Genomic DNA, 19487 nt, shown 5'->3' on the forward strand with positions numbered 1-19487 from the left:
AAATGGCAACGGTCGCTTTCCATACATTAGGCTGTAAAGTAAATCATTATGAAACAGAGGCTATTTGGCAATTATTCAAAACTGGAGGATATGATCGTGTTGAGTTTGAAAACACATCAGATGTATATGTCATCAACACATGCACGGTGACCAATACTGGCGATAAGAAGAGCCGTCAGGTCATCCGTCGTGCCATTCGTAAAAATCCGAATGCCGTCATAGCGGTAACGGGATGCTACGCTCAGACATCGCCAGCTGAAATCATGGCCATACCAGGTGTGGATATTGTTGTAGGAACACAGGACAGGGTTAAACTTCTTGATTACATCGAGCAGTTCAAGGTTGAACGTGAACCAATCAATGCTGTCGGAAATATCATGAAAAACCGTGTTTACGAAGAGCTGGATGTACCTGCTTTTACAGACCGTACCCGCGCTTCACTTAAGATTCAGGAAGGCTGCAATAATTTCTGCACTTTCTGTATCATTCCATGGGCTCGTGGCTTAATGCGTTCCCGCGATCCAAAGGAAGTCGTTCATCAAGCAGAGCAGCTTGTCGAGGCAGGGTATAAAGAGCTAGTCTTGACAGGAATTCATACTGGGGGATACGGAGACGACCTGAAGGACTATAATTTGGCTATGCTGCTGCGTGACTTGGAAAAGATCGATGGGTTGAAGCGTATCCGTATTTCGTCCATTGAAGCCAGTCAAATTACGGATGAAATCATTGAAGTGCTTACCAAATCGAAAAAAGTGGTACGTCATTTGCATATTCCGATCCAATCGGGGTCAGATACGGTTTTAAAACGGATGAGACGAAAATATACGATGGATTTCTTCGGTGATCGCATTGAAAAGTTGAAAATTGCACTCCCAGGTCTTGCCGTTACCTCTGATGTCATTGTAGGTTTTCCAGGTGAAACGGAAGAAGAATTCATGGAGACATATAACTTTATAGAAAAATATAAATTCTCCGAACTCCATGTCTTCCCTTATTCAAAACGGACTGGGACTCCGGCTGCGCGTATGGAAGATCAAGTGGATGAAGATGTTAAAAACGAACGCGTCCACCGACTTATCGCTTTGTCTGATCAGCTGGCAAAAGAGTATGCCTCCCGATTCGAGGGGGAAGTTCTTGAAGTCATTCCTGAGACGAAGCTTGAAAATGGTCTTTATGAAGGCTATTCCGATAATTACATGAAAATCGTTTTCCCGGCCTCGGATGACATGGTTGGTGAAATCGTAAAAGTGAAGATTATAAAGTCTGGCTATCCTTTTAGTGAAGGTCAGTTCGTGACGGTTGTCAAAGATTTTCCGTTGCAACAAGCCGTTAATATTTAAGACAGCGTTTTTCGCTGTCTTTTTTTTTATCCACTATTTGATGTGTTATCTTGGAACATTAGGGTAAAGACTATATATATCGTCAAAGTGGAGAAACTATGGTATGATGAGAGGTACGTACAACTAGGTATAGATTGTTTTTTGAGGAGGATTATTAATGTCACAAAATGTAGCAGGTTTAATTGACCACACGTTATTAAAAGCAGATGCAACGAAAGAGCAAATAAAGGTATTATGCGAAGAAGCGAGAGAGTATAACTTTGCTTCCGTATGCGTAAACCCAACTTGGGTGAAGTATGCAAGCGAACTTTTGGAAGGTTCAGAAGTAAAAGTTTGTACGGTTATCGGGTTCCCTCTTGGTGCAACTACACCGGAAACCAAAGCATTTGAAACAAAAGATGCCATCTGCAATGGCGCTCACGAAGTCGATATGGTGATCAATATCGGCGCATTGAAGGACAAGGATGATGAGCTGGTAGAGCGGGATATTCGTGCTGTAGTAGCGGCAGCTACTGGTAAGGCTCTTTCAAAAGTAATCATTGAAACCTCATTATTGACTGAGGAAGAAAAAGTCCGTGCTTGTGAACTTGCCGTAAAAGCGGGAACGGATTTCGTAAAAACATCAACTGGTTTTTCAACTGGCGGTGCAACTGTTGAAGATGTCGCGCTTATGAGAAAAACGGTCGGCCCGGATATCGGTGTCAAAGCTTCAGGTGGGGTCCGCAACACGAGTGATGCCCAGAAAGTGATTGAAGCGGGTGCAACGAGAATTGGTGCGAGTGCAGGTGTGTCCATCTTAAAAGGCTTAACTGCTGACTCAGATTATTAATTTTTCAAGTGAAAAAAAAGGCGGAGAATAAATTTTCTCCGCCTTTTTTTTATTCCTTAAATGCTTGAGATATTGCTATGATGTCATCCTACGTATTGACCTTCATTAAAAATGCTATTTTAGTACTTATTGTCCCGGAAATGAGCAAAACTCACGAGTAAGGAAATGCCCCGAAATTACGAAGAAAAGCTCAATTTTGAGGGGTAAATCGAAACTCACGAGTAAACAGCCGAAATTCACGAGTAAAAGCACAAAACTCGCGAGTAAGCGGCCGAAACTCACGAGTAAAAGCACAAAACTCACGAGTAAACCGGCGAAACTCGCGAGTGAAAGCACAAAACTCACGAGTAAAAGCACAAAATTCACGAGTAAACCGGCAAAACTCACGAGTAAAGCGCAAAACTCACGAGTAAAAGCACAAAACTCACGAGTAAGGCGCAGGTATTGAGTGAGGAAATGCCCCGAAATTACGAAGAAAAGCTCAATTTTGAGGGTAAATCGAAACTCACGAGTAGGGCGCAGGTTTTGAGTAAGGAAATGCCCCAAAATTACGAAGAAAAGCTCAATTTTGAGGGGTAAATCGAAACTCACGAGTAAACCGGCGAAACTCACGAGTGAAAGCACAATATTAAGGTGTGGAACTCACTCACGAATTGAAGGTAAAACTTCTTATATTGAGTGGTTTGATCTTTTTAAGCTATATAAGCAATTATAATAATCGGTTGCACCTTTTGTCGCTACGGGCTGTCCCAAAAATCAGTTTTTGATACCTCTTTATTTTCTTCTATGAGGACGATGCAATAAAAGAATGAAGTTTGAGAATTGGCGTGCTAAAGGCAAGACTGCCAAAGAAGTCAAGATATTGAAAATGACACTTGCATGGGCGAGTTGTATCCCCTTGTTTTCGGTGAAAAAGGCAGCCGTTCGTTCCAGTATGTCCACAAAAGGAAGGAATGCACAAACCCCGATGACGTTTAGCCAAATATGCGCATAAGCCGTAAATGCAGCTTGTCTGCCAGAACCGATGCTGGCCATGTATCCGGTGATGCAGGTGCCTATATTGGAACCAAGCATGATGATGATGGCAGAAGCGACGGATAACTCCCCATTCATTAAGAAGCTCATGGCTATCCCGATGGTTGCTGAACTTGAGTGAATAAGTGCCGTTATTAAAATCCCGGCCAATAGGGCATAACTCATATGGCCCTCTATGTAATGGATGAGCGTTTGAATGGAAGGATAGGCTGCAATCGGTGTGGAAAGCATTTTAAAACCACTCATCGCCGCGAAAATCGCTGAGATGCCGATCAAGGACATCCCTAAGCTTCTCGATAATACTTTTGGCATGAAGCAAAGGAAAGCGCCGCTGATGACTCCGGGAATGATCCAACGATCCAAAGAGAAGGTCATGAACTCTGCTGTAAGTGTGGAGCCGATATTCGTTCCAAGAATAATACCGATTGTTTGAGGGAATGATAAACTTCCTGCAGAAACGAGGCCGACAGTCATAACCATGACAGCCGAGCTGCTCTGCAGGATGCCCGTAAATAGGGTTCCGGCGATAAAACCTTTCCAAGGCTTATCCGTTACCTTTGAGAGGAAAGTTTTTAATGCGGCACCTGACATATTGAACAGTCCGATTCGTAAAACCGACATACCTGCAAGAAATATCCCAATGAATAAAAGGAATAAAAATAGCTCATACATGACTCTCACCTCATAATAAGCTTATGGTCCATTTAGGTGAGACATGCTATAAACAGGATTTCTTGATCGTTTAGTGAAAAATTATGATAATAACATGATAATATTCAAAATAAGTTTGGTTTTATTGGTTGACCTGCTAAAGATGATATATTATAATTGTTTAGTACATGTATAACATGTTGACAACTTGAGTTAGTGTGTTGTTTTCGGAGGGAGGGAAAGAGATGTCTAAAACCGTCGTTCGTAAAAACGAATCGCTTGAAGATGCTCTTCGTCGTTTCAAACGTACTGTATCTAAAGCAGGATCGCTTCAGGAAGCTAGGAAGCGTGAATTTTATGAAAAACCAAGCGTAAAACGTAAGAAAAAGTCTGAAGCTGCTAGAAAACGTAAATTCTAAGAGAGGGTGGAAAGATGAGTCTTCTCGAGCGTTTAAATAATGATATGAAACAAGCGATGAAGAACAAGGAAAAGGACAAACTATCTGTTATCCGGATGCTGAAAGCTTCTATTCAAAACGAAGCTCTGAAGCAGAGACAAGATTTAACAGATGATGAAGAATTGACAGTGCTCTCTCGCGAATTAAAACAACGCAAAGACTCCCTCCAGGAGTTTGAAAACGCAGGTCGTTCCGATCTCGTGGATAAAGTCCGCACCGAACTAGTATACGTAGAGGCATATATGCCTGAGCAACTTTCAGAAGAAGAGATTTCTAACATTGTTAAACAAACGATGGAAGAAGTCAATGCAACATCCAAAGCAGATATGGGGAGAGTTATGGGAGCTTTAATGCCTAAAGTTAAAGGTAAAGCGGATGGTTCTCTAGTAAACAAATTAGTACAACAACATCTATCTTAAACTCGAAACTTAAAACTCGAAACCTAACCGCAGGCAAATTGCCTGTGGTTTTTGTGTATTTCACGATATTTATGCGTATATTATGGGAACCAAGCCCGAGATAATAGGGACCTCTCAAATTTATTTGCTTTTTTTGAAACTTTTTTCATATACATACGTAATAACTAAAGAACAGAGTGAAGGGTTGCTTCGCTTGCCCTTATTCGAATTTTAGTTGCGGGCTGAATTTTTTCTGGTAAGTATCCTCCTGGAATTGGTGGCACTTACAGCGTTTAATACGGGAAAGGGGGCGTTCTGCCTGAAAATTTGGCGTTATTTATCTGTACTCTTATTTGGATTGCTGTTCACCGTGTCTTCATTATGGGGATCATCGGCTTCTGCAAAAGAGAAGATCGTTTACCATGTTCCGATTGAAGAAACGGTGGAAAAGGGACTCTCGGCTTTTTTGGAGCGTGCGCTGACCACTGCTGAAGCAGCTGATGCAGATCTTGTCATTTTCGAGGTGAATACCCCTGGCGGTGCTGTGGATGCAGCAGGGGAAATTGCAAAGTTACTGTCCGATTCACCCATTAAGACAGTTGCCTACGTCAATAACAGGGCATTATCTGCAGGTGCCTATATTTCTCTAAGCGCAGATGAGATCTATATGGTTCCAAGCGCTACTATGGGATCGGCAGCGGTAATTGATTCAGCAGGGAACGCTGCAGGTAAGAAAGCGCAGTCTTATTGGCTTGCTGCCATGAAGACTGCAGCAGAACAAAATGGGCGCGACCCTATATTCGCGCAGGCGATGGCGGATGATGACATCAACCTTCCCGAATATGGTGCCGAACGGGGAAAACTGCTGACATTTACAGCTGAACAGGCAAAAAAGGCTGGCTATAGTGAAGGCACGGTCTCGGGGAAAGAGGAGCTGTATAGTATACTTGGGGTTGAGCATGCCGATATTCGGTCCATCGAAGAAAGCTTTCCTGAGAAACTTGCCCGCTTTTTGACCAATCCGATTGTGATTCCCATTTTATTAACGATAGCGGGAATCGGGATTGTGATTGAATTGTTTTCGCCTGGTTTTGGAATTCCAGGAGTTATTGGGATCTCTAGTCTTGTATTGTTCTTTTATGGTCATCTTGTTGCAGGTATCACCGGGTACGAATCGTTAGCGATGTTCATCATCGGGGTCATTCTCGTACTAGTTGAATTTTTTATCCCCGGGGGGATTATCGGTCTGCTTGGATTCACGGCGATTGTAGGGAGTTTATTCCTTGCATCAGGTGATCCGGTTCATATGACCATATCCTTGCTCATTGCGATCACCGTATCCATTTTGGTATTCATCCTACTTGTAAAGGTGTTTGGAAAACAAATGAAATTTTTCAGGAAAATGATTTTAACCGATGCTACAAAAACGGAACAAGGATATGTGAGCAATCCGAATCGCGTGGATTTATTAGGTGTAAGCGGGAAGGCCCTCACAGATTTAAGGCCTTCAGGAACAGCTTTGATGAATGATGAAAGAGTGGATGTCGTGACTGAAGGAAGCTTCATTTCCAAAGGTTCGTCAATCATAATCGTTAAAGTTGAAGGATCTAGGGTAGTCGTCCGGGAAATTCCGGATTCAAATTAAATTTAAAATTAAATGGATACAGGAAGGATGAATCATTTAGTGATAACTTCAGGAACGATCTTTATTGTACTGGCAGTGATTGCTGCTATCATCGTATTGGCAGTGTTTTTCACATTCGTACCAGTAATGTTATGGATTTCCGCCTTAGCGGCAGGAGTCAAAATCAGTATATTTACATTAGTGGGGATGAGGCTTCGCCGAGTTATACCAAGCAGGGTTGTCAATCCTCTTATTAAGGCCCATAAGGCTGGCATCAATGTTTCAACGAATCAATTGGAGAGTCATTACCTTGCAGGCGGTAATGTCGATCGCGTCGTGAATGCATTAATTGCGGCAGAACGTGCCAATATCGTGTTACCTTTCGAACGGGGTGCGGCTATTGACCTTGCCGGCCGTGATGTTCTGCAAGCCGTTCAAATGAGCGTTAACCCAAAAGTGATTGAAACTCCGTTCATCTCTGGTGTGGCGATGAATGGGATCGAAGTGAAAGCGAAGGCCAGGATTACGGTCCGTGCCAATATTGAACGTCTAGTCGGTGGTGCTGGTGAAGAGACAATCATTGCCCGTGTAGGGGAAGGGATCGTATCAACAATCGGTGCTTCGAAAATGCACACAGATGTCCTGGAAAACCCTGATTTGATTTCAAGAACGGTTTTATCAAAAGGATTGGATTCAGGAACGGCATTCGAAATTCTTTCCATTGATATCGCCGAAGTGGATATCGGGAAAAACATCGGGGCCATCCTACAGACGGACCAAGCCGAGGCTGATAAGAAAATTGCCCAGGCAAAGGCTGAAGAACGCCGTGCCATGGCTGTTGCCCTTGAACAGGAAATGGTTGCCCGTGTCCAGGAAATGAGAGCAAAGGTTGTCCAATCCGAAGCGGAAGTTCCATTGGCGATGGCCGATGCGCTGAAAAGCGGAAACCTTGGAGTGATGGATTATATGAATATCCAAAATATAACGGCTGATACGGATATGCGTGATTCCATCAGTAAAATATCCGATAATCCAAAAGATAACAACAATAATAACCATAATAATTAGATTGGGGAAGGGAGGTCTCTAAATGGGAGATTTTATTGATTTCTTTCTCAAAAACCCATTCCTTATCATTGTCTTGATCGGTATTTTATCGTCCATATTAGGTAAAAAAAAGCAGCAACAGCAAAATGATCCTAACACACCTCCGAAAAAGAAATGGCAGGAGGTCATGCGGGAGCTTCAAGGTGAAATGGGGCAAGGGAATCAGCAGCAAAGGCCTGCACCTGCTCCTGTCAGGAAACCTGAACCGCAGGCAACACAGGCTGTTGAAGTAATGGATGAAACGAAGAACGAAGCGAACAAAAGGATTGCGGAGCTTAGACTGCTTCAGCAGAAGTACGACCAAGAGCGTTTATATCAAAAAGCGAAGGCAGATAAAATCACATCAGCGATATCTGATAATAGCAGTCCGGTTTATCGGAAGGGGCCTTCTTTTGGCAAAAAGCAGCTGATTGATGGCATCATCATGTCTGAAGTGTTGGGACCGCCACGGGCGAAGCGAAGTCTTCAGAGGTCTAGAAGATAATTCGCCAGCTGGCTTTCTCAACTCGTATTTTACGCTTGAAAAAATAGACTTCCGTTCAGATATAATTTTGTGCTAGAACCCTCTTTCATTTCATACATTGAGATGAAAGGGGGTTCTTTTTTATGGCACGGAATTGGGGAAAAAAAATGAAACAGCTTATGACCAAAACAATGGACCTTCCGCAAGATGTCATGATGGACCTGCCGCGAATTACAATGATTGGACAATTACATATTTATATTGAAAACCATCGTGGCTTATTGGCTTTTACTGACAGCGAAGTACGATTGATGCTGAAAACTGGTCAGTTGCTGATAAAGGGAAACGCCTTTGTCATAAAGACCATCTTGCCTGAAGAAATCATGCTCGAAGGCAAAATTGACAAGGTTTATTTTATCAATGAATGATCCCGGGAGGTCTCCATGAAAAACCAATGGACAAACTATTATACAGGCTATGTTAAAGTGAAGGCTTATGGTAAAGGTGCAGAACGGCTGATTAATATGCTGACGAGAAGAGGGCTTCATGTCTGGGATGTGAAGCGCGTCGGCAGCGAAGCCCTAATTTTTCATATGGAGGTCAGGGATATCCCGAAACTCCGTCAGGTCATGCGTAAGAGCGATTGTAAAGTGAAATTCATGCAGGGAAAGGGTGTCCCTTTCCTAATGAAGAGAGTGATGAAAAATAGCGGGTTTTTAGTGGGTCTCATTGCCTTCCTGCTTTGCATTTTTGTCCTTTCCAATATGGTTTGGGGGATCGAGGTGCAAGATGCAAAGCCCGCAACCGAGCATGCCATCCGAAAAGAATTGGACAAGATGGGTGTGAAGATCGGTAAAGTGCAATTCTTTGTTGATGATGTGGATACAATCCAGCGTAAGCTTTCGGACCGGATTGGTGCATTGACATGGGTAGGGGTCGAGCTCAAGGGAACGACGTACCATTTCCGCGTCGTTGAAAAAAGGCAGCCGAAAGAAGTCGAGAAAACATCTCCACAGAATTTGGTAGCTTCCAAAAAAGCGATCATCACAGAAATGTTCGTTGAAAAAGGACAATCTATAGTAAATGTAAATGATTATGTAGGAAAAGGACAGCTTCTTGTTTCAGGTTTGATTGGAAAAGAGGATAAACAGGAAATTGTATCCGCACAGGGAGTAATAAAAGGGAAAACGTGGTATAAGGCGAAAGTGGAAGTTCCGTTAAAAACCAAGTTTTCTGTTTTTAACGGAAATGAAACGAGCAGGCACTATTTGAAAATGGGGGACTTTTCCTTGCCTGTATGGGGATTCAAGGATCCGGGATATGAAAAACAGGAAGAAGAAACGACAGTGAGGCCGTTTCATTTTCTTCAATGGGAATTGCCCATTTCCTATAAGCAGGTGACCTTAAGGAGCAAGGAAGATATTGTTCGAAGTTACACGAAGGAAGAAGCGGTGAAGGAAGGAAGAAAAATGGCTAAAGCGGAATTGGAAAAGCATCTGGACGAGGAAGATGAAATCGCCGGAGAAAAAATTTTGCACGAAAGCATGGAGAATGGTAAAGTTAAATTATCTATACATTACCAAGTTATTGAAGATATAGCGATTGGACAGCCAATCATTCAAGGAGACTAACGAATGACAGATGATGTGAAGGTAATTAAGCTGGAAATAGAATCACCTAATGAAGCTATCGCTTTATTGGGCAATGGGGATTCAAATGTAAAGGTGCTTGAAGAGGAACTTGGAATTTCCGTCATTACCCGAGGTGAAGCGGTGAGTGTTGCCGGGGATATCGAGCGGGCAACGATGGGGCAGGAAATCCTGAAGGCTCTATTGACAGTGATTAGAAAAGGAATTGCAATCAGCTCGAGAGATGTGCTTTATGCGATTGAATTGGCTAGAAAAGGTACCTTGGAGTATTTCGGTGAATTGTATGATGAGGAAATCGCAAAAACTGCTAAGGGAAAATCCATTAAGGTCAAAACAATCGGGCAGAGATACTATATCCAAGCTATAAAGAAACAAGACCTGGTATTTGGGATTGGACCTGCTGGAACCGGGAAGACCTATCTGGCTGTAGTGATGGCGATCAATGCATTGAAAAATGGACATGTTAAACGAATCATCCTGACACGCCCTGCTGTAGAAGCGGGCGAAAGCCTAGGTTTTCTGCCGGGTGATCTGAAGGAAAAGGTAGATCCGTACCTAAGGCCGCTGTATGACGCTCTCCATGACCTTCTTGGGATGGAACAGACCCTAAGGATGATAGAACGTGGAACGATCGAAATAGCTCCTCTGGCTTATATGAGGGGCCGTACGCTTGAAGATGCCTTTGTCATTTTGGACGAGGCCCAAAATACGACGGAAGCCCAAATGAAAATGTTCTTGACCCGGCTTGGTTTCGGTTCGAAAATGGTCATTACGGGAGATCGGACCCAGATTGACCTTCCGAAAGGCATAAAGTCAGGTTTGGTACGGGTAGAAGAGATCTTGAAGAATGTTAAAGGACTTGCCTTTGTTTATTTTGAACAAAGTGATGTAGTAAGACATCCGCTTGTTGCCAAAATCATTACTGCTTACGAGCAAGCGAAGGAATAAGAAAAAATCCGCCATTTTCAATCGGCGGATTTTTCGCGATGTGTCTAAAATGACATACCTTTTTTAGGGAAAAGTGGTAATGGAACGAAAGAAGCTTTACATTTATCAATACGAAGGTGAAAATTTACATAAAAACTGTTATGATTTTACATATCTAGAATAATAAACATCATTTTTTTAGGAGGACCTTCCTTGAATCGAATCCAGAAATTTTTCACTAAAATAAAAGGGCTATTGGTCCATCGCTTTTTTCAAGTGCTTTTGTTTATCATACTTGGTTTGTTTGCTTATGCATTAATGTTTTCAAACGTTAAACCAGAAAGGGTCCAGGTAGAGCTTTTCAAGCCTGCGGAACAAACCATTCGCTCAACCAAGACGGTGGAGGATACCTATAAGACGGAACAAGAAAAAGAAGAGATTTCAAAACAAGTGGCGGATGTATATACTTTAAAAAAAGAATATGCGAAAAATAAAGTCGATCTGATCTCATCCATTTTCGATTCAGCGATCGAGGTGAATAAAGAAACGGACCCCGATAAAGATCATAAAAAAGATGAGGGTAAGGAAAATAAAAAGGAGACCATAAAGACGGATGCTCAAAAGGTTTCCATTTTAAAAGAAAAATTGACAGATGAAGTCAATAAAAATATTGAGGAATCCGTCTTCCTTGCTTTAGTGCAGGCGGATGAAGATGAGTTGGAAATAGCGAAGGATTCAACCATTACTGCCGTGAATAATGTGATGAGCTCCAGGATCGCAGCTAGTGACGTCGAAAATGCCAAGAAAAAGGTAGTAGAGGAATTGGGCTATATGAGCATAAGCAGCGATATGAAAAAAGCCTCTAATTCCCTTGCCCGTACGGCAATCATCCAGAATGTGTTTTTCGATAAGGATAAAACCGAGGAACAGCGCAGGAAAGCCATCGAAAGCGTGGAGCCCATCAGGATCCTCCAAGGACAGATCATTGTTGAAGAAAATCAGTTAGTGGATAGGGATGTATACCGGCAGCTTGAACTTGCAGGGTTTTTAAATACGGAGTCTACGATTTACCCATATATTGGCTTGCTGCTATTCATCTTTCTAACATTTACCGCATTTTATTACTTTTTCTACTATTCCATTTCCAATAAGGATAACAAGTATAATCAACTATTGATCTTCAGTCTTGTCTTTATCCTTTCCATGACTACGATGAAAACGGTCAGCATTCTTGCAGACCTGAAAAACTCGAATTTGGAATACGTCTTCCCGGGTGCGATGGCGGCGATGCTCATCAAGATATTATTGAATGATAAGTTGGCGGTAGCCATGATCATCTTGTTAGGTTCGTATGGTACGATTATATTTAATGGTGATACACCTGGCAATTTGGATTTCTCGATGGGGCTTTTTATCATTTTCGGTGGATTGTCGGCAATCATCATCTTATCGAGGCCTAATTTCAAATCAAAGGTACTTGTTGCAGGGTTGCTATTGTCTTTAATAAATATGGCCTTTGTCTATTCACTCATCTTTATTATGGACGGCCATTATACTAGAATGGAGTATTTGTATTATGCTCTTGCTGCCATTGGCTCTGGAGTGGGTTCAGCGGTTTTGACAATGGGCTTGTTACCGTTTTTCGAGGCAGGTTTTGGGATCTTATCATCCATGAAGCTAATTGAACTTGCAAATCCTAATCATCCATTACTGCGGAAGATCTTGATTGAGGCTCCTGGGACTTACCATCATAGTGTAATGGTCGCCAATTTGGCGGAATCTGCTTGTGAAGCCATCGGTTCAAATGGATTGCTGGCAAGGGTCGGCAGTTATTATCATGATATCGGTAAAACGAAGCGGCCGCATTTTTTCATCGAAAACCAGATGAATGCGGAGAATCCTCATGATCGACTGCTCCCGGAAACGAGCAAGGATATCATCATTGCCCATGCCGTCGATGGCGGGGAGATGTTGCGCAGTCATAAATTCCCGAAAGAGATTGTGGATATTGCAGAGCAGCATCATGGGACCACATTATTGAAATTTTTCTACCATAAGGCAAAAAAAGAGGATGAAGCCACACTGGAGGCAGCTTACCGCTATCCTGGGCCGAGGGCGATAATGAAGGAAGTAGCCGTCATAGGCATAGCCGATAGTGTGGAAGCTGCAGTGAGATCTATGCAGCACCCAACTCCGGATAAGATTGAAGAATTGGTAAGTTTCATTATTCAGGACAGGATTCAAGATGGTCAATTTGATGAATGTGACATTACTATGAGAGAATTGAGTATCGTGAAGCATTCCTTATGTGAATCGCTGAACGGTATCTTCCACTCCAGGATTGAATATCCGGAGCCGGATAAATTATGACAGAAGGTGAAAGAATGATTTTAGAAATCGATTTATTGGATGAAACGAACGAAGTAACGGAAGAAGCTCAGCAACTTGTTGAAAGCATTCTGCAATTTGCAGCAAAAAAAGAAAACATTGAATTAGATACCGAGTTGTCTGTCACATTTGTAAACAATGAGAGAATTCGGGAAATCAATAAAGAATATCGTCATAAAGATTCAGCTACAGATGTCATTTCTTTTGCACTTGAAGAAATGGGTGAAGATGAAGTGGAAATTGTCGGCGCGGAAATGCCTCGCATGTTAGGCGATATCATCATTTCCATTGAGCGCACGAAAGAGCAGGCTGAAGAATATGGTCATTCTTTTGACCGTGAACTTGGATTTTTAGCGCTGCATGGTTTTCTGCATTTATTAGGCTTCGATCACATGAATGAAGAAGAGGAAAAAGAGATGTTCACTAAACAAAAGGAGATCTTGGAAGAATATGGACTTTCAAGAGAAGGATAAAAAACGGTATCCTTTATTAAAAAGTTTCTCTTTTGCCTGTCAGGGGATTTTGGAGGCAGTACGAACGGAGCGCAATATTAAGATTCATTTCGCGTTAACGGCAATCGTCGTATTCTTTGGCTGGTACTTTTCATTGAATGGGATGGAATGGCTCTTCATTTTGGCAGCCATTGCCGGGACTATTACGCTAGAGCTAGTTAATTCAGCGATTGAAAGGGTAGTAGACCTAGTAACGGATCAAATCCATCCACTCGCCAAGCAGGCAAAAGATATTGCAGCCGGAGCTGTATTCATATATGCTATATTTTCTATAATAGTTGGTTTGATTATCTTTTTGCCTAAGTTTGGCCTGTAGGTGGCGAAAATGGTACTCAATTTGAAAGGACGATGTGAATTGAATACGAATGAATTGATTGAGGAAGCTAAAAAAGCAAGGGAAAAAGCTTATGTGCCTTATTCCAAATTTAAAGTGGGTGCAGCCCTTTTAACCGCGGATGGCAAGGTCTATCATGGTTGTAATATAGAAAATGCTGCATACAGCATGTGTAATTGCGCCGAAAGGACCGCTTTATTCAGCGCTTATGCCCATAACGATAAAACATTCACCAAACTTGCAGTCGTGGCAGATACCGATGGTCCCGTCTCTCCATGCGGGGCGTGCAGGCAGGTTATTTCAGAACTGTGCGAACAGGATATGCCGGTTGTTTTGACCAACTTAAATGGGGATATAAAAGAACTAACAGTACAGGAATTGCTTCCAGGAGCTTTTTCACCGGAGGATTTAAATGGATAAATTATTTGACGAAACACAAGTAAAAGGTTACAAATCAGGTTTCATTTCGATTATTGGCCGACCTAATGTCGGAAAAAGCACGTTTCTGAACCGGGTTATCGGTCAAAAAATTGCCATCATGAGTGATAAACCGCAAACTACTAGAAATAAGGTTCAGGGTGTCCTAACACAAAACGATTCACAAATGATTTTCATTGATACACCAGGCATCCATAAACCAAAGCATAAACTTGGCGACTTTATGATGAAAGTGGCGACGAATACATTGAAAGAAGTCGATTTGATTCTCTTCATGATCAATGCGACCGAAGGATACGGACGTGGTGACGAGTTTATCATTGAAAAACTTCAAACCGTAAAAACGCCTGTTTTCCTTGTAGTAAACAAAATCGATGCGATGCACCCGGATGAATTGCTTCCGATCATTGAAAAATACCAACAACTATACCCTTTTGCGGCAGTCGTTCCGATTTCTGCGCTTGAAGGAAATAATGTCGATACACTGCTTGCCCAGATAAAGGACCACCTGCCAGAAGGGCCACAGTTTTATCCAGCTGACCAAGTGACCGACCATCCGGAACGTTTTATCATTTCCGAATTGGTCCGTGAAAAGGTACTTCACCTGACACGTGAAGAAATTCCGCATTCAGTGGCCGTTGTCATCGATTCAATTAAAAAAATGGACAACAGCGATACCATTAATGTCATGGCGACGATTGTTGTCGAGCGTGATTCACAAAAAGGCATCGTCATCGGAAAGCAAGGGAAAATGCTTAAAGAAGTCGGGAGCCGTGCGAGAGTGGACATAGAGAACTTACTGGGCTCAAAGGTATTCTTGGAACTGTGGGTCAAGGTACAGAAGGATTGGCGTAACAAAGCCAGCCAGCTTCGCGATTATGGTTTCAATGAGAGCGAGTATTAATTAGCAAAATTTACGCTTCATGAAAGTTTGGAAAACGGTCAAGCTAATCATATGGTCGGATATTCATATTGCTAGTTAAAAATGAAAGGTGGGCTTTATATGTTGGATTTTACCTGGGAATTATTTAGTGAAACAGGTAATGTGGACACCTATTTGCTGTTTAAGGAGATAGAAGTCGAAAGACAGGAGAGACCCTTGGTATTGAATGAAGAGCTAGCAGAATTTGATTTTCCTGTTTCATAGGTTAGTCTTGGCGAGCATGGGTGGTGTCTTGGTGCTCCAAAAATGTGAAGGCATTGTCATAAGGCGAACTGCATATGGAGAAAATAACAAAATCATTACTATATATACCCGAGAGCTAGGAAAAATTGGTGTTATGGCTAGAGGAGCCAGTAAACCTAACAGTAGGCTTGCTGCCGTCACCCAGCTTTTTTGCTCCGGGTATTTTCTTGTAACAACATCAACCGGACTCGGAAGTCTTCAGCAGGGGGAAATGGTCGACTCGCTTCGTTTTATTAGGGAGGATCTTTTTGCCACTGCCTATGCTTCTTACATTGTTGAATTGCTTGATAAAAGCGTCGATGATAAAAAACCGAATCCATATTTGTTTGAATTGCTTTCGCAAACCTTGCATTACATAAACGAAGAATATGATGCAGAAGTTTTGAAATTCATTTTTGAAATGAAAATGCTGCCCGTCAACGGGATTAACCCGGTGCTTGATCAATGTGCTGTTTGTGGCGAAACGGAAGGGGAATTCTCATTCTCGCTTCGGGAGGCGGGTTTTATTTGCCACCGCTGTCTGGGAAAAGACCCCTATCATTATAAAATTTCACCGGCAGCCGTCAAATTGCTGCGGATATTTTATTATTTGGATTTATCAAGACTCGGAAACATTTCCGTTAAGCCTGAAACGAAAAAAGAACTGCGGAAAATCATTGATGCTTACTATGAGGAATATTCTGGCCTTCATTTGAAATCAAAAAAGTTCCTAAAACAGATTGATACGATGAAAGATATGTTTTAGTTCTGGCCTATTGACATTCCAAGCTAGTTTGTATAAAATTCTAATCATCAAAATAAGAAGATTGCGTTGATGGAAAAGAGTATCTGTCATTCTCCATAAAAAGCGAACCTGGGATAGTGGAAGCCGGGATATGGATTTACAGGGAAGGGCGTTTCCGGAGCATATTGCTTTGAAAAGAGGCCGTTTTAATAAACGGCAATTAGGGTGGAACCGCGGGTAAACTCTCGTCCCTATGCATTTCGCATAGGGACGGGAGTTTTTTGTTTGCAAAAAAGTGTATGAATTCCGTTCCCGAATTTTTCAAAGAGCCGTTTTAAATAACCTGGAGGTGTACGATGAATATTCAAAATATGATTTTAACGTTACAAAAGCATTGGTCAGAACAGGGCTGCATCTTAATGAATGCTTATGATGTCGAGAAAGGGGCTGGAACGATGAGCCCATATACGTTCCTTAGAGCCATTGGACCTGAGCCTTGGAGCGTTGCTTACGTGGAGCCGTCACGCCGTCCGGCAGACGGCCGTTATGGTGAGAATCCTAATCGGCTGTATCAGCATCATCAATTCCAAGTGATCATGAAGCCGTCACCAGACAATATCCAAGAATTATATCTGGATTCACTGCGATCATTAGGGATTAATCCGCTTGAACATGATATTCGCTTTGTAGAGGACAATTGGGAAAATCCATCTCTAGGATGTGCTGGTCTCGGTTGGGAAGTTTGGCTTGATGGTATGGAAATTACACAATTTACATATTTCCAACAAGTAGGCGGTCTTGAGTGTAAGCCGGTTTCCGTGGAGATTACATACGGGATCGAACGTCTTGCTTCTTACATTCAAGATAAGGAAAACGTATTTGACCTCGAATGGACAGAAGGATTCACAGTACGTGATATTTTTGGACAGCCGGAATATGAGCACTCAAAATATACCTTTGAAACATCGGACCTTGATATGCTGTTTCAACTTTTCACAATGTATGAAAAGGAGGCACATCGCCAAATGGAAGAAGGGCTTGTACATCCAGCCTATGATTATGTTTTGAAATGCTCACATACTTTTAACCTTTTGGATGCCAAAGGGGCCATCTCGGTGACGGAAAGAACCGGATATATTGCCCGGTGCCGTAACTTAGCGCGTAAGGTTGCTAAAACCTTCTATGAGGAGCGGGAAAAATTAGGCTTCCCGATACTAAAATTGAAAGGGGAGAATACAAATGAGCAAGCGTGATTTGTTATTGGAAATTGGATTGGAAGAGTTGCCGGCTCGTTTTGTGACAGCATCCATGAAACAGTTGTCAGATAAAGTGCAGAAATGGCTAACGGAAAAAGCGATTGAATTCGGAACGGTTGAAGCTTTTTCCACACCAAGACGTTTGGCCATATTGGTGAAAGACGTGGAAGCATCGCAAAAGGATATCGAAGAAGAAGCAAAAGGACCGGCTAAGAAAATCGCTTTGGATAGCGAAGGCAACTGGTCTAAAGCAGCATTGGGATTCGTCAGGGGTCAAGGGATGACTTCAGAGGATATTTATTTTAAAGAACTTAAGGGTGTTGAATATGTCCATGTGAATAAATTCATTAAAGGACAGCCGACAGTTCAGCTTTTGTCTCAGCTTGCTGAAATCATCAGCGGCATGACGTTCCCGAAAAATATGCGTTGGGCCAATCAAGAGCTCCGCTTCGTCCGGCCGATTAAATGGCTGATTGCCTTGTTCGGTAATGAGGTAGTGCCATTTACCATCGCTGATGTGGAAACGGGCCGTGAAACGAAGGGACATCGTTTCTTGGGCGATAACGCAATCATCGAAGAGCCGGCACAGTACGAAGAAACATTAAGAAAACAATTTGTCATGGCGGATCCTGATAAACGCCGACAAGTTATTTTAGATCAAATTAAAAAGCTTGAGCAGGAAAAAGGCTGGATCATCCCAGTTGATGAAGAACTGCTTGAAGAAGTCAATAATTTGGTAGAGTATCCAACGGCGTTATTTGGACATTTTGAAGAAGAATTCCTTGAGCTTCCTGCAGAGGTACTGATCACTTCGATGAAGGAACACCAACGTTATTTCCCGGTTAAAGATCAAGACGGCAAATTACTTGCTTTCTTTGTAACGGTGCGTAACGGGGATGATCGTCATTTGGATAAGGTTTCTAAAGGAAATGAAAAAGTTTTGCGCGCCCGCCTCTCGGATGCAGGATTCTTCTATAAAGAAGATCAGAAAAAAGAGATTGCAGATGCTTTGAAAAAGCTTGACAGCATCGTTTATCATGAAGAAATCGGTACGTTGGCCGAGAAAACTGCCCGAGTTACTGCAATGACCGGTGACCTTGCGGATGCTCTGAATTTAAAGGCTGAAAAAGAAATGGCGCTGCGTGCAGCAGAAATTGCCAAATTTGATTTGGTGAGTAATATGGTTTATGAATTCCCTGAATTGCAAGGTTACATGGGTGAGAAGTATGCACTCCTAAAAGGAGAAGCCAAAGAAGTGGCCGCGGCAATCAATGAACACTATATGCCGAGACATGCGGATGACGATGTGCCGCCTTCAGTCATTGGAGCGGTTGTTAGTTTAGCTGAAAAAATGGATACTTTGGCGTCATTCTTTGCTATAGGTGTCATACCGACAGGTTCCCAGGATCCATATGCTTTAAGAAGGCAGGCGAGTGGTGTCGTTCAAATTTTAGCCGAGAAGAAATGGAATATCTCTTTAGAAGAGCTTATTGTTTTAGGCCTTAAGGGACTTGAATCAAAGAACATCTTAAAACGCGATCCTGAGGAAGTTAAAGCGGATATGTTCACTTTCTTTAAAGCCCGGGTCAAGCATTTACTACAAGAACAGCAGATCCGTTACGATTTGATTGACGCAGTTCTGTTCAATGAGATCGGTTTTATTCACTCTATCGTAGAACGTGCACACGTCTTGGATGCGAAAAAAGACGAAGCAGGTTTTAAAGAAAGCCTGGAAGCTTTAAGTCGGGTCATGAACATTGCCGTAAAGTGTGACAATAAAGTGTCAGTGGATTCAAATGCTTTTGAAAATGATCAAGAAAAAGCGCTATACGAAAAATATCAAGATATAGCAAAGCGTTATACTGAAACTAAAATTGAGAATGAACGGTTTGAACTGCTTATTTCACTCCAATCGGAAATCGAGTCCTATTTCGAGAATACAATGGTCATGGCAGATGATGAAGCAATCCGTAATAACCGTTTATCCCTTATGAAGGAAATAAGTGATTTGGTTGCAGGTTTTGCAGCCATGAACAAAATCATCCTTTAATAATTGAAGGGTGTCTGAAAATCGGAAACCCTCTAAATAAGGGTTTCCGATTTCTTAAACAGATAAAATCGTTAATCAATAGGACAAACATGCCTTTATTACATATTTAGTATATAAT

At 42.1% G+C, this 19487-nt stretch carries 21 protein-coding genes and 1 other annotated feature; of the genes, 19 read left to right on the plus strand and 2 right to left on the minus strand.

Annotation, left to right across the window (positions count from 1 at the left end; genetic code table 11):
- The first annotated feature begins 2 nt into the window (after positions 1-2).
- A complete protein-coding gene (gene mtaB / locus ACFWE9_RS10755) occupies positions 3-1340 on the plus strand; it encodes a tRNA (N(6)-L-threonylcarbamoyladenosine(37)-C(2))-methylthiotransferase MtaB (protein WP_377356723.1) in 1338 nt (445 codons plus the stop codon).
- A 157-nt stretch (positions 1341-1497) separates the two neighbouring features.
- Positions 1498-2169 carry a deoxyribose-phosphate aldolase gene (gene deoC, locus ACFWE9_RS10760; protein ID WP_230155265.1) on the plus strand — a complete coding sequence of 224 codons (672 nt, stop codon included), beginning with the start codon at positions 1498-1500 and terminating at the stop codon, positions 2167-2169.
- Positions 2170-2295: 126 nt separating this feature from the next.
- On the opposite strand, the gene ACFWE9_RS10765 is transcribed toward deoC, so the two are convergent.
- Positions 2296-2781, minus strand: coding sequence for a hypothetical protein (locus ACFWE9_RS10765; protein WP_377356725.1), 486 nt, complete (start codon positions 2779-2781; stop codon positions 2296-2298).
- 162 nt (positions 2782-2943) lie between these two features.
- Positions 2944-3876 (minus strand): Na/Pi symporter, encoded by a 933-nt coding sequence (locus ACFWE9_RS10770; protein WP_230155277.1) that lies wholly within the window; start codon positions 3874-3876, stop codon positions 2944-2946.
- A 224-nt stretch (positions 3877-4100) separates the two neighbouring features.
- Between ACFWE9_RS10770 and rpsU the strand changes: the two genes are divergently transcribed.
- The 17 genes from rpsU to glyS all read left to right on the plus strand — a co-directional run bounded on the left by rpsU (position 4101) and on the right by glyS (position 19369).
- The gene (gene rpsU, locus ACFWE9_RS10775; RefSeq protein WP_028391853.1) at positions 4101-4274 is read left to right on the plus strand and encodes a 30S ribosomal protein S21; all 174 of its coding nucleotides are present in this window, start codon (positions 4101-4103) and stop codon (positions 4272-4274) included.
- A 14-nt stretch (positions 4275-4288) separates the two neighbouring features.
- Positions 4289-4732 (plus strand): GatB/YqeY domain-containing protein, encoded by a 444-nt coding sequence (locus ACFWE9_RS10780; RefSeq protein WP_230155278.1) that lies wholly within the window; start codon positions 4289-4291, stop codon positions 4730-4732.
- A gap of 340 nt (positions 4733-5072) precedes the next feature.
- On the plus strand, positions 5073-6356 hold the full coding sequence (locus ACFWE9_RS10785; protein WP_377356735.1) for an NfeD family protein: 1284 nt from the start codon (positions 5073-5075) through the stop codon (positions 6354-6356).
- A 27-nt stretch (positions 6357-6383) separates the two neighbouring features.
- Positions 6384-7403, plus strand: coding sequence for a flotillin-like protein FloA (gene floA / locus ACFWE9_RS10790; RefSeq protein WP_230155281.1), 1020 nt, complete (start codon positions 6384-6386; stop codon positions 7401-7403).
- Between the two features lie 22 nt (positions 7404-7425).
- Positions 7426-7926 carry a hypothetical protein gene (locus ACFWE9_RS10795; protein WP_377356728.1) on the plus strand — a complete coding sequence of 167 codons (501 nt, stop codon included), beginning with the start codon at positions 7426-7428 and terminating at the stop codon, positions 7924-7926.
- Between the two features lie 122 nt (positions 7927-8048).
- Positions 8049-8333 carry a sporulation protein YqfC gene (yqfC, locus tag ACFWE9_RS10800; RefSeq protein WP_230155285.1) on the plus strand — a complete coding sequence of 95 codons (285 nt, stop codon included), beginning with the start codon at positions 8049-8051 and terminating at the stop codon, positions 8331-8333.
- Between the two features lie 15 nt (positions 8334-8348).
- Positions 8349-9536, plus strand: coding sequence for a sporulation protein YqfD (gene yqfD / locus ACFWE9_RS10805; protein WP_230155287.1), 1188 nt, complete (start codon positions 8349-8351; stop codon positions 9534-9536).
- A gap of 3 nt (positions 9537-9539) precedes the next feature.
- A complete protein-coding gene (locus ACFWE9_RS10810; protein ID WP_230155289.1) occupies positions 9540-10502 on the plus strand; it encodes a PhoH family protein in 963 nt (320 codons plus the stop codon).
- Positions 10503-10694: 192 nt separating this feature from the next.
- Positions 10695-12851 carry an HD family phosphohydrolase gene (locus tag ACFWE9_RS10815; protein WP_377356730.1) on the plus strand — a complete coding sequence of 719 codons (2157 nt, stop codon included), beginning with the start codon at positions 10695-10697 and terminating at the stop codon, positions 12849-12851.
- Between the two features lie 14 nt (positions 12852-12865).
- Positions 12866-13342, plus strand: coding sequence for an rRNA maturation RNase YbeY (ybeY, locus tag ACFWE9_RS10820; RefSeq protein ID WP_230155382.1), 477 nt, complete (start codon positions 12866-12868; stop codon positions 13340-13342).
- Entirely contained in the window at positions 13320-13697 is a 378-nt protein-coding gene (locus ACFWE9_RS10825) for a diacylglycerol kinase family protein (RefSeq protein ID WP_063233011.1), read from the plus strand. The genes ybeY and ACFWE9_RS10825 overlap by 23 nt, the downstream gene beginning before the upstream one ends.
- Before the next feature lie 39 nt (positions 13698-13736).
- The gene (gene cdd / locus ACFWE9_RS10830) at positions 13737-14135 is read left to right on the plus strand and encodes a cytidine deaminase (protein ID WP_230155384.1); all 399 of its coding nucleotides are present in this window, start codon (positions 13737-13739) and stop codon (positions 14133-14135) included.
- Complete coding sequence (era, locus tag ACFWE9_RS10835) at positions 14128-15057, plus strand: GTPase Era (protein WP_230155291.1); 930 nt, start codon at positions 14128-14130, stop codon at positions 15055-15057. The genes cdd and era overlap by 8 nt, the downstream gene beginning before the upstream one ends.
- Before the next feature lie 99 nt (positions 15058-15156).
- Entirely contained in the window at positions 15157-15300 is a 144-nt protein-coding gene (locus tag ACFWE9_RS10840) for a YqzL family protein (RefSeq protein ID WP_230155292.1), read from the plus strand.
- Between the two features lie 31 nt (positions 15301-15331).
- Complete coding sequence (gene recO / locus ACFWE9_RS10845; protein WP_230155293.1) at positions 15332-16084, plus strand: DNA repair protein RecO; 753 nt, start codon at positions 15332-15334, stop codon at positions 16082-16084.
- A gap of 57 nt (positions 16085-16141) precedes the next feature.
- Positions 16142-16319: a binding site (T-box leader), on the plus strand.
- 100 nt (positions 16320-16419) lie between these two features.
- Complete coding sequence (gene glyQ, locus ACFWE9_RS10850) at positions 16420-17316, plus strand: glycine--tRNA ligase subunit alpha (RefSeq protein ID WP_230155294.1); 897 nt, start codon at positions 16420-16422, stop codon at positions 17314-17316.
- Positions 17303-19369, plus strand: coding sequence for a glycine--tRNA ligase subunit beta (glyS, locus tag ACFWE9_RS10855; protein WP_377356733.1), 2067 nt, complete (start codon positions 17303-17305; stop codon positions 19367-19369). Before glyQ ends, glyS begins: the two co-directional genes overlap by 14 nt.
- Positions 19370-19487 lie beyond the last annotated feature (118 nt).

It is taken from the genome of Peribacillus sp. NPDC060253, from assembly GCF_042727425.1.
Taxonomy (GTDB): Bacteria; Bacillota; Bacilli; order Bacillales; family DSM-1321; genus Peribacillus.

Bases quoted from the DNA above. Each gene is read 5' to 3' on its own strand.
- yqfD (WP_230155287.1), top strand. From the start codon at position 8,349: ATGAAAAACCAATGGACAAACTATTATACAGGCTATGTTAAAGTGAAG.
- ybeY (WP_230155382.1), top strand. From the start codon at position 12,866: ATGATTTTAGAAATCGATTTATTGGATGAAACGAACGAAGTAACGGAA.
- ACFWE9_RS10795 (WP_377356728.1), top strand. From the start codon at position 7,426: ATGGGAGATTTTATTGATTTCTTTCTCAAAAACCCATTCCTTATCATT.
- deoC (WP_230155265.1), top strand. From the start codon at position 1,498: ATGTCACAAAATGTAGCAGGTTTAATTGACCACACGTTATTAAAAGCA.
- glyQ (WP_230155294.1), top strand. From the start codon at position 16,420: ATGAATATTCAAAATATGATTTTAACGTTACAAAAGCATTGGTCAGAA.
- ACFWE9_RS10825 (WP_063233011.1), top strand. From the start codon at position 13,320: ATGGACTTTCAAGAGAAGGATAAAAAACGGTATCCTTTATTAAAAAGT.
- mtaB (WP_377356723.1), top strand. From the start codon at position 3: ATGGCAACGGTCGCTTTCCATACATTAGGCTGTAAAGTAAATCATTAT.
- ACFWE9_RS10780 (WP_230155278.1), top strand. From the start codon at position 4,289: ATGAGTCTTCTCGAGCGTTTAAATAATGATATGAAACAAGCGATGAAG.
- rpsU (WP_028391853.1), top strand. From the start codon at position 4,101: ATGTCTAAAACCGTCGTTCGTAAAAACGAATCGCTTGAAGATGCTCTT.
- ACFWE9_RS10840 (WP_230155292.1), top strand. From the start codon at position 15,157: ATGTTGGATTTTACCTGGGAATTATTTAGTGAAACAGGTAATGTGGAC.
- ACFWE9_RS10810 (WP_230155289.1), top strand. From the start codon at position 9,540: ATGACAGATGATGTGAAGGTAATTAAGCTGGAAATAGAATCACCTAAT.
- ACFWE9_RS10770 (WP_230155277.1), bottom strand. From the start codon at position 3,876: ATGTATGAGCTATTTTTATTCCTTTTATTCATTGGGATATTTCTTGCA.
- glyS (WP_377356733.1), top strand. From the start codon at position 17,303: ATGAGCAAGCGTGATTTGTTATTGGAAATTGGATTGGAAGAGTTGCCG.
- floA (WP_230155281.1), top strand. From the start codon at position 6,384: ATGAATCATTTAGTGATAACTTCAGGAACGATCTTTATTGTACTGGCA.
- yqfC (WP_230155285.1), top strand. From the start codon at position 8,049: ATGGCACGGAATTGGGGAAAAAAAATGAAACAGCTTATGACCAAAACA.
- era (WP_230155291.1), top strand. From the start codon at position 14,128: ATGGATAAATTATTTGACGAAACACAAGTAAAAGGTTACAAATCAGGT.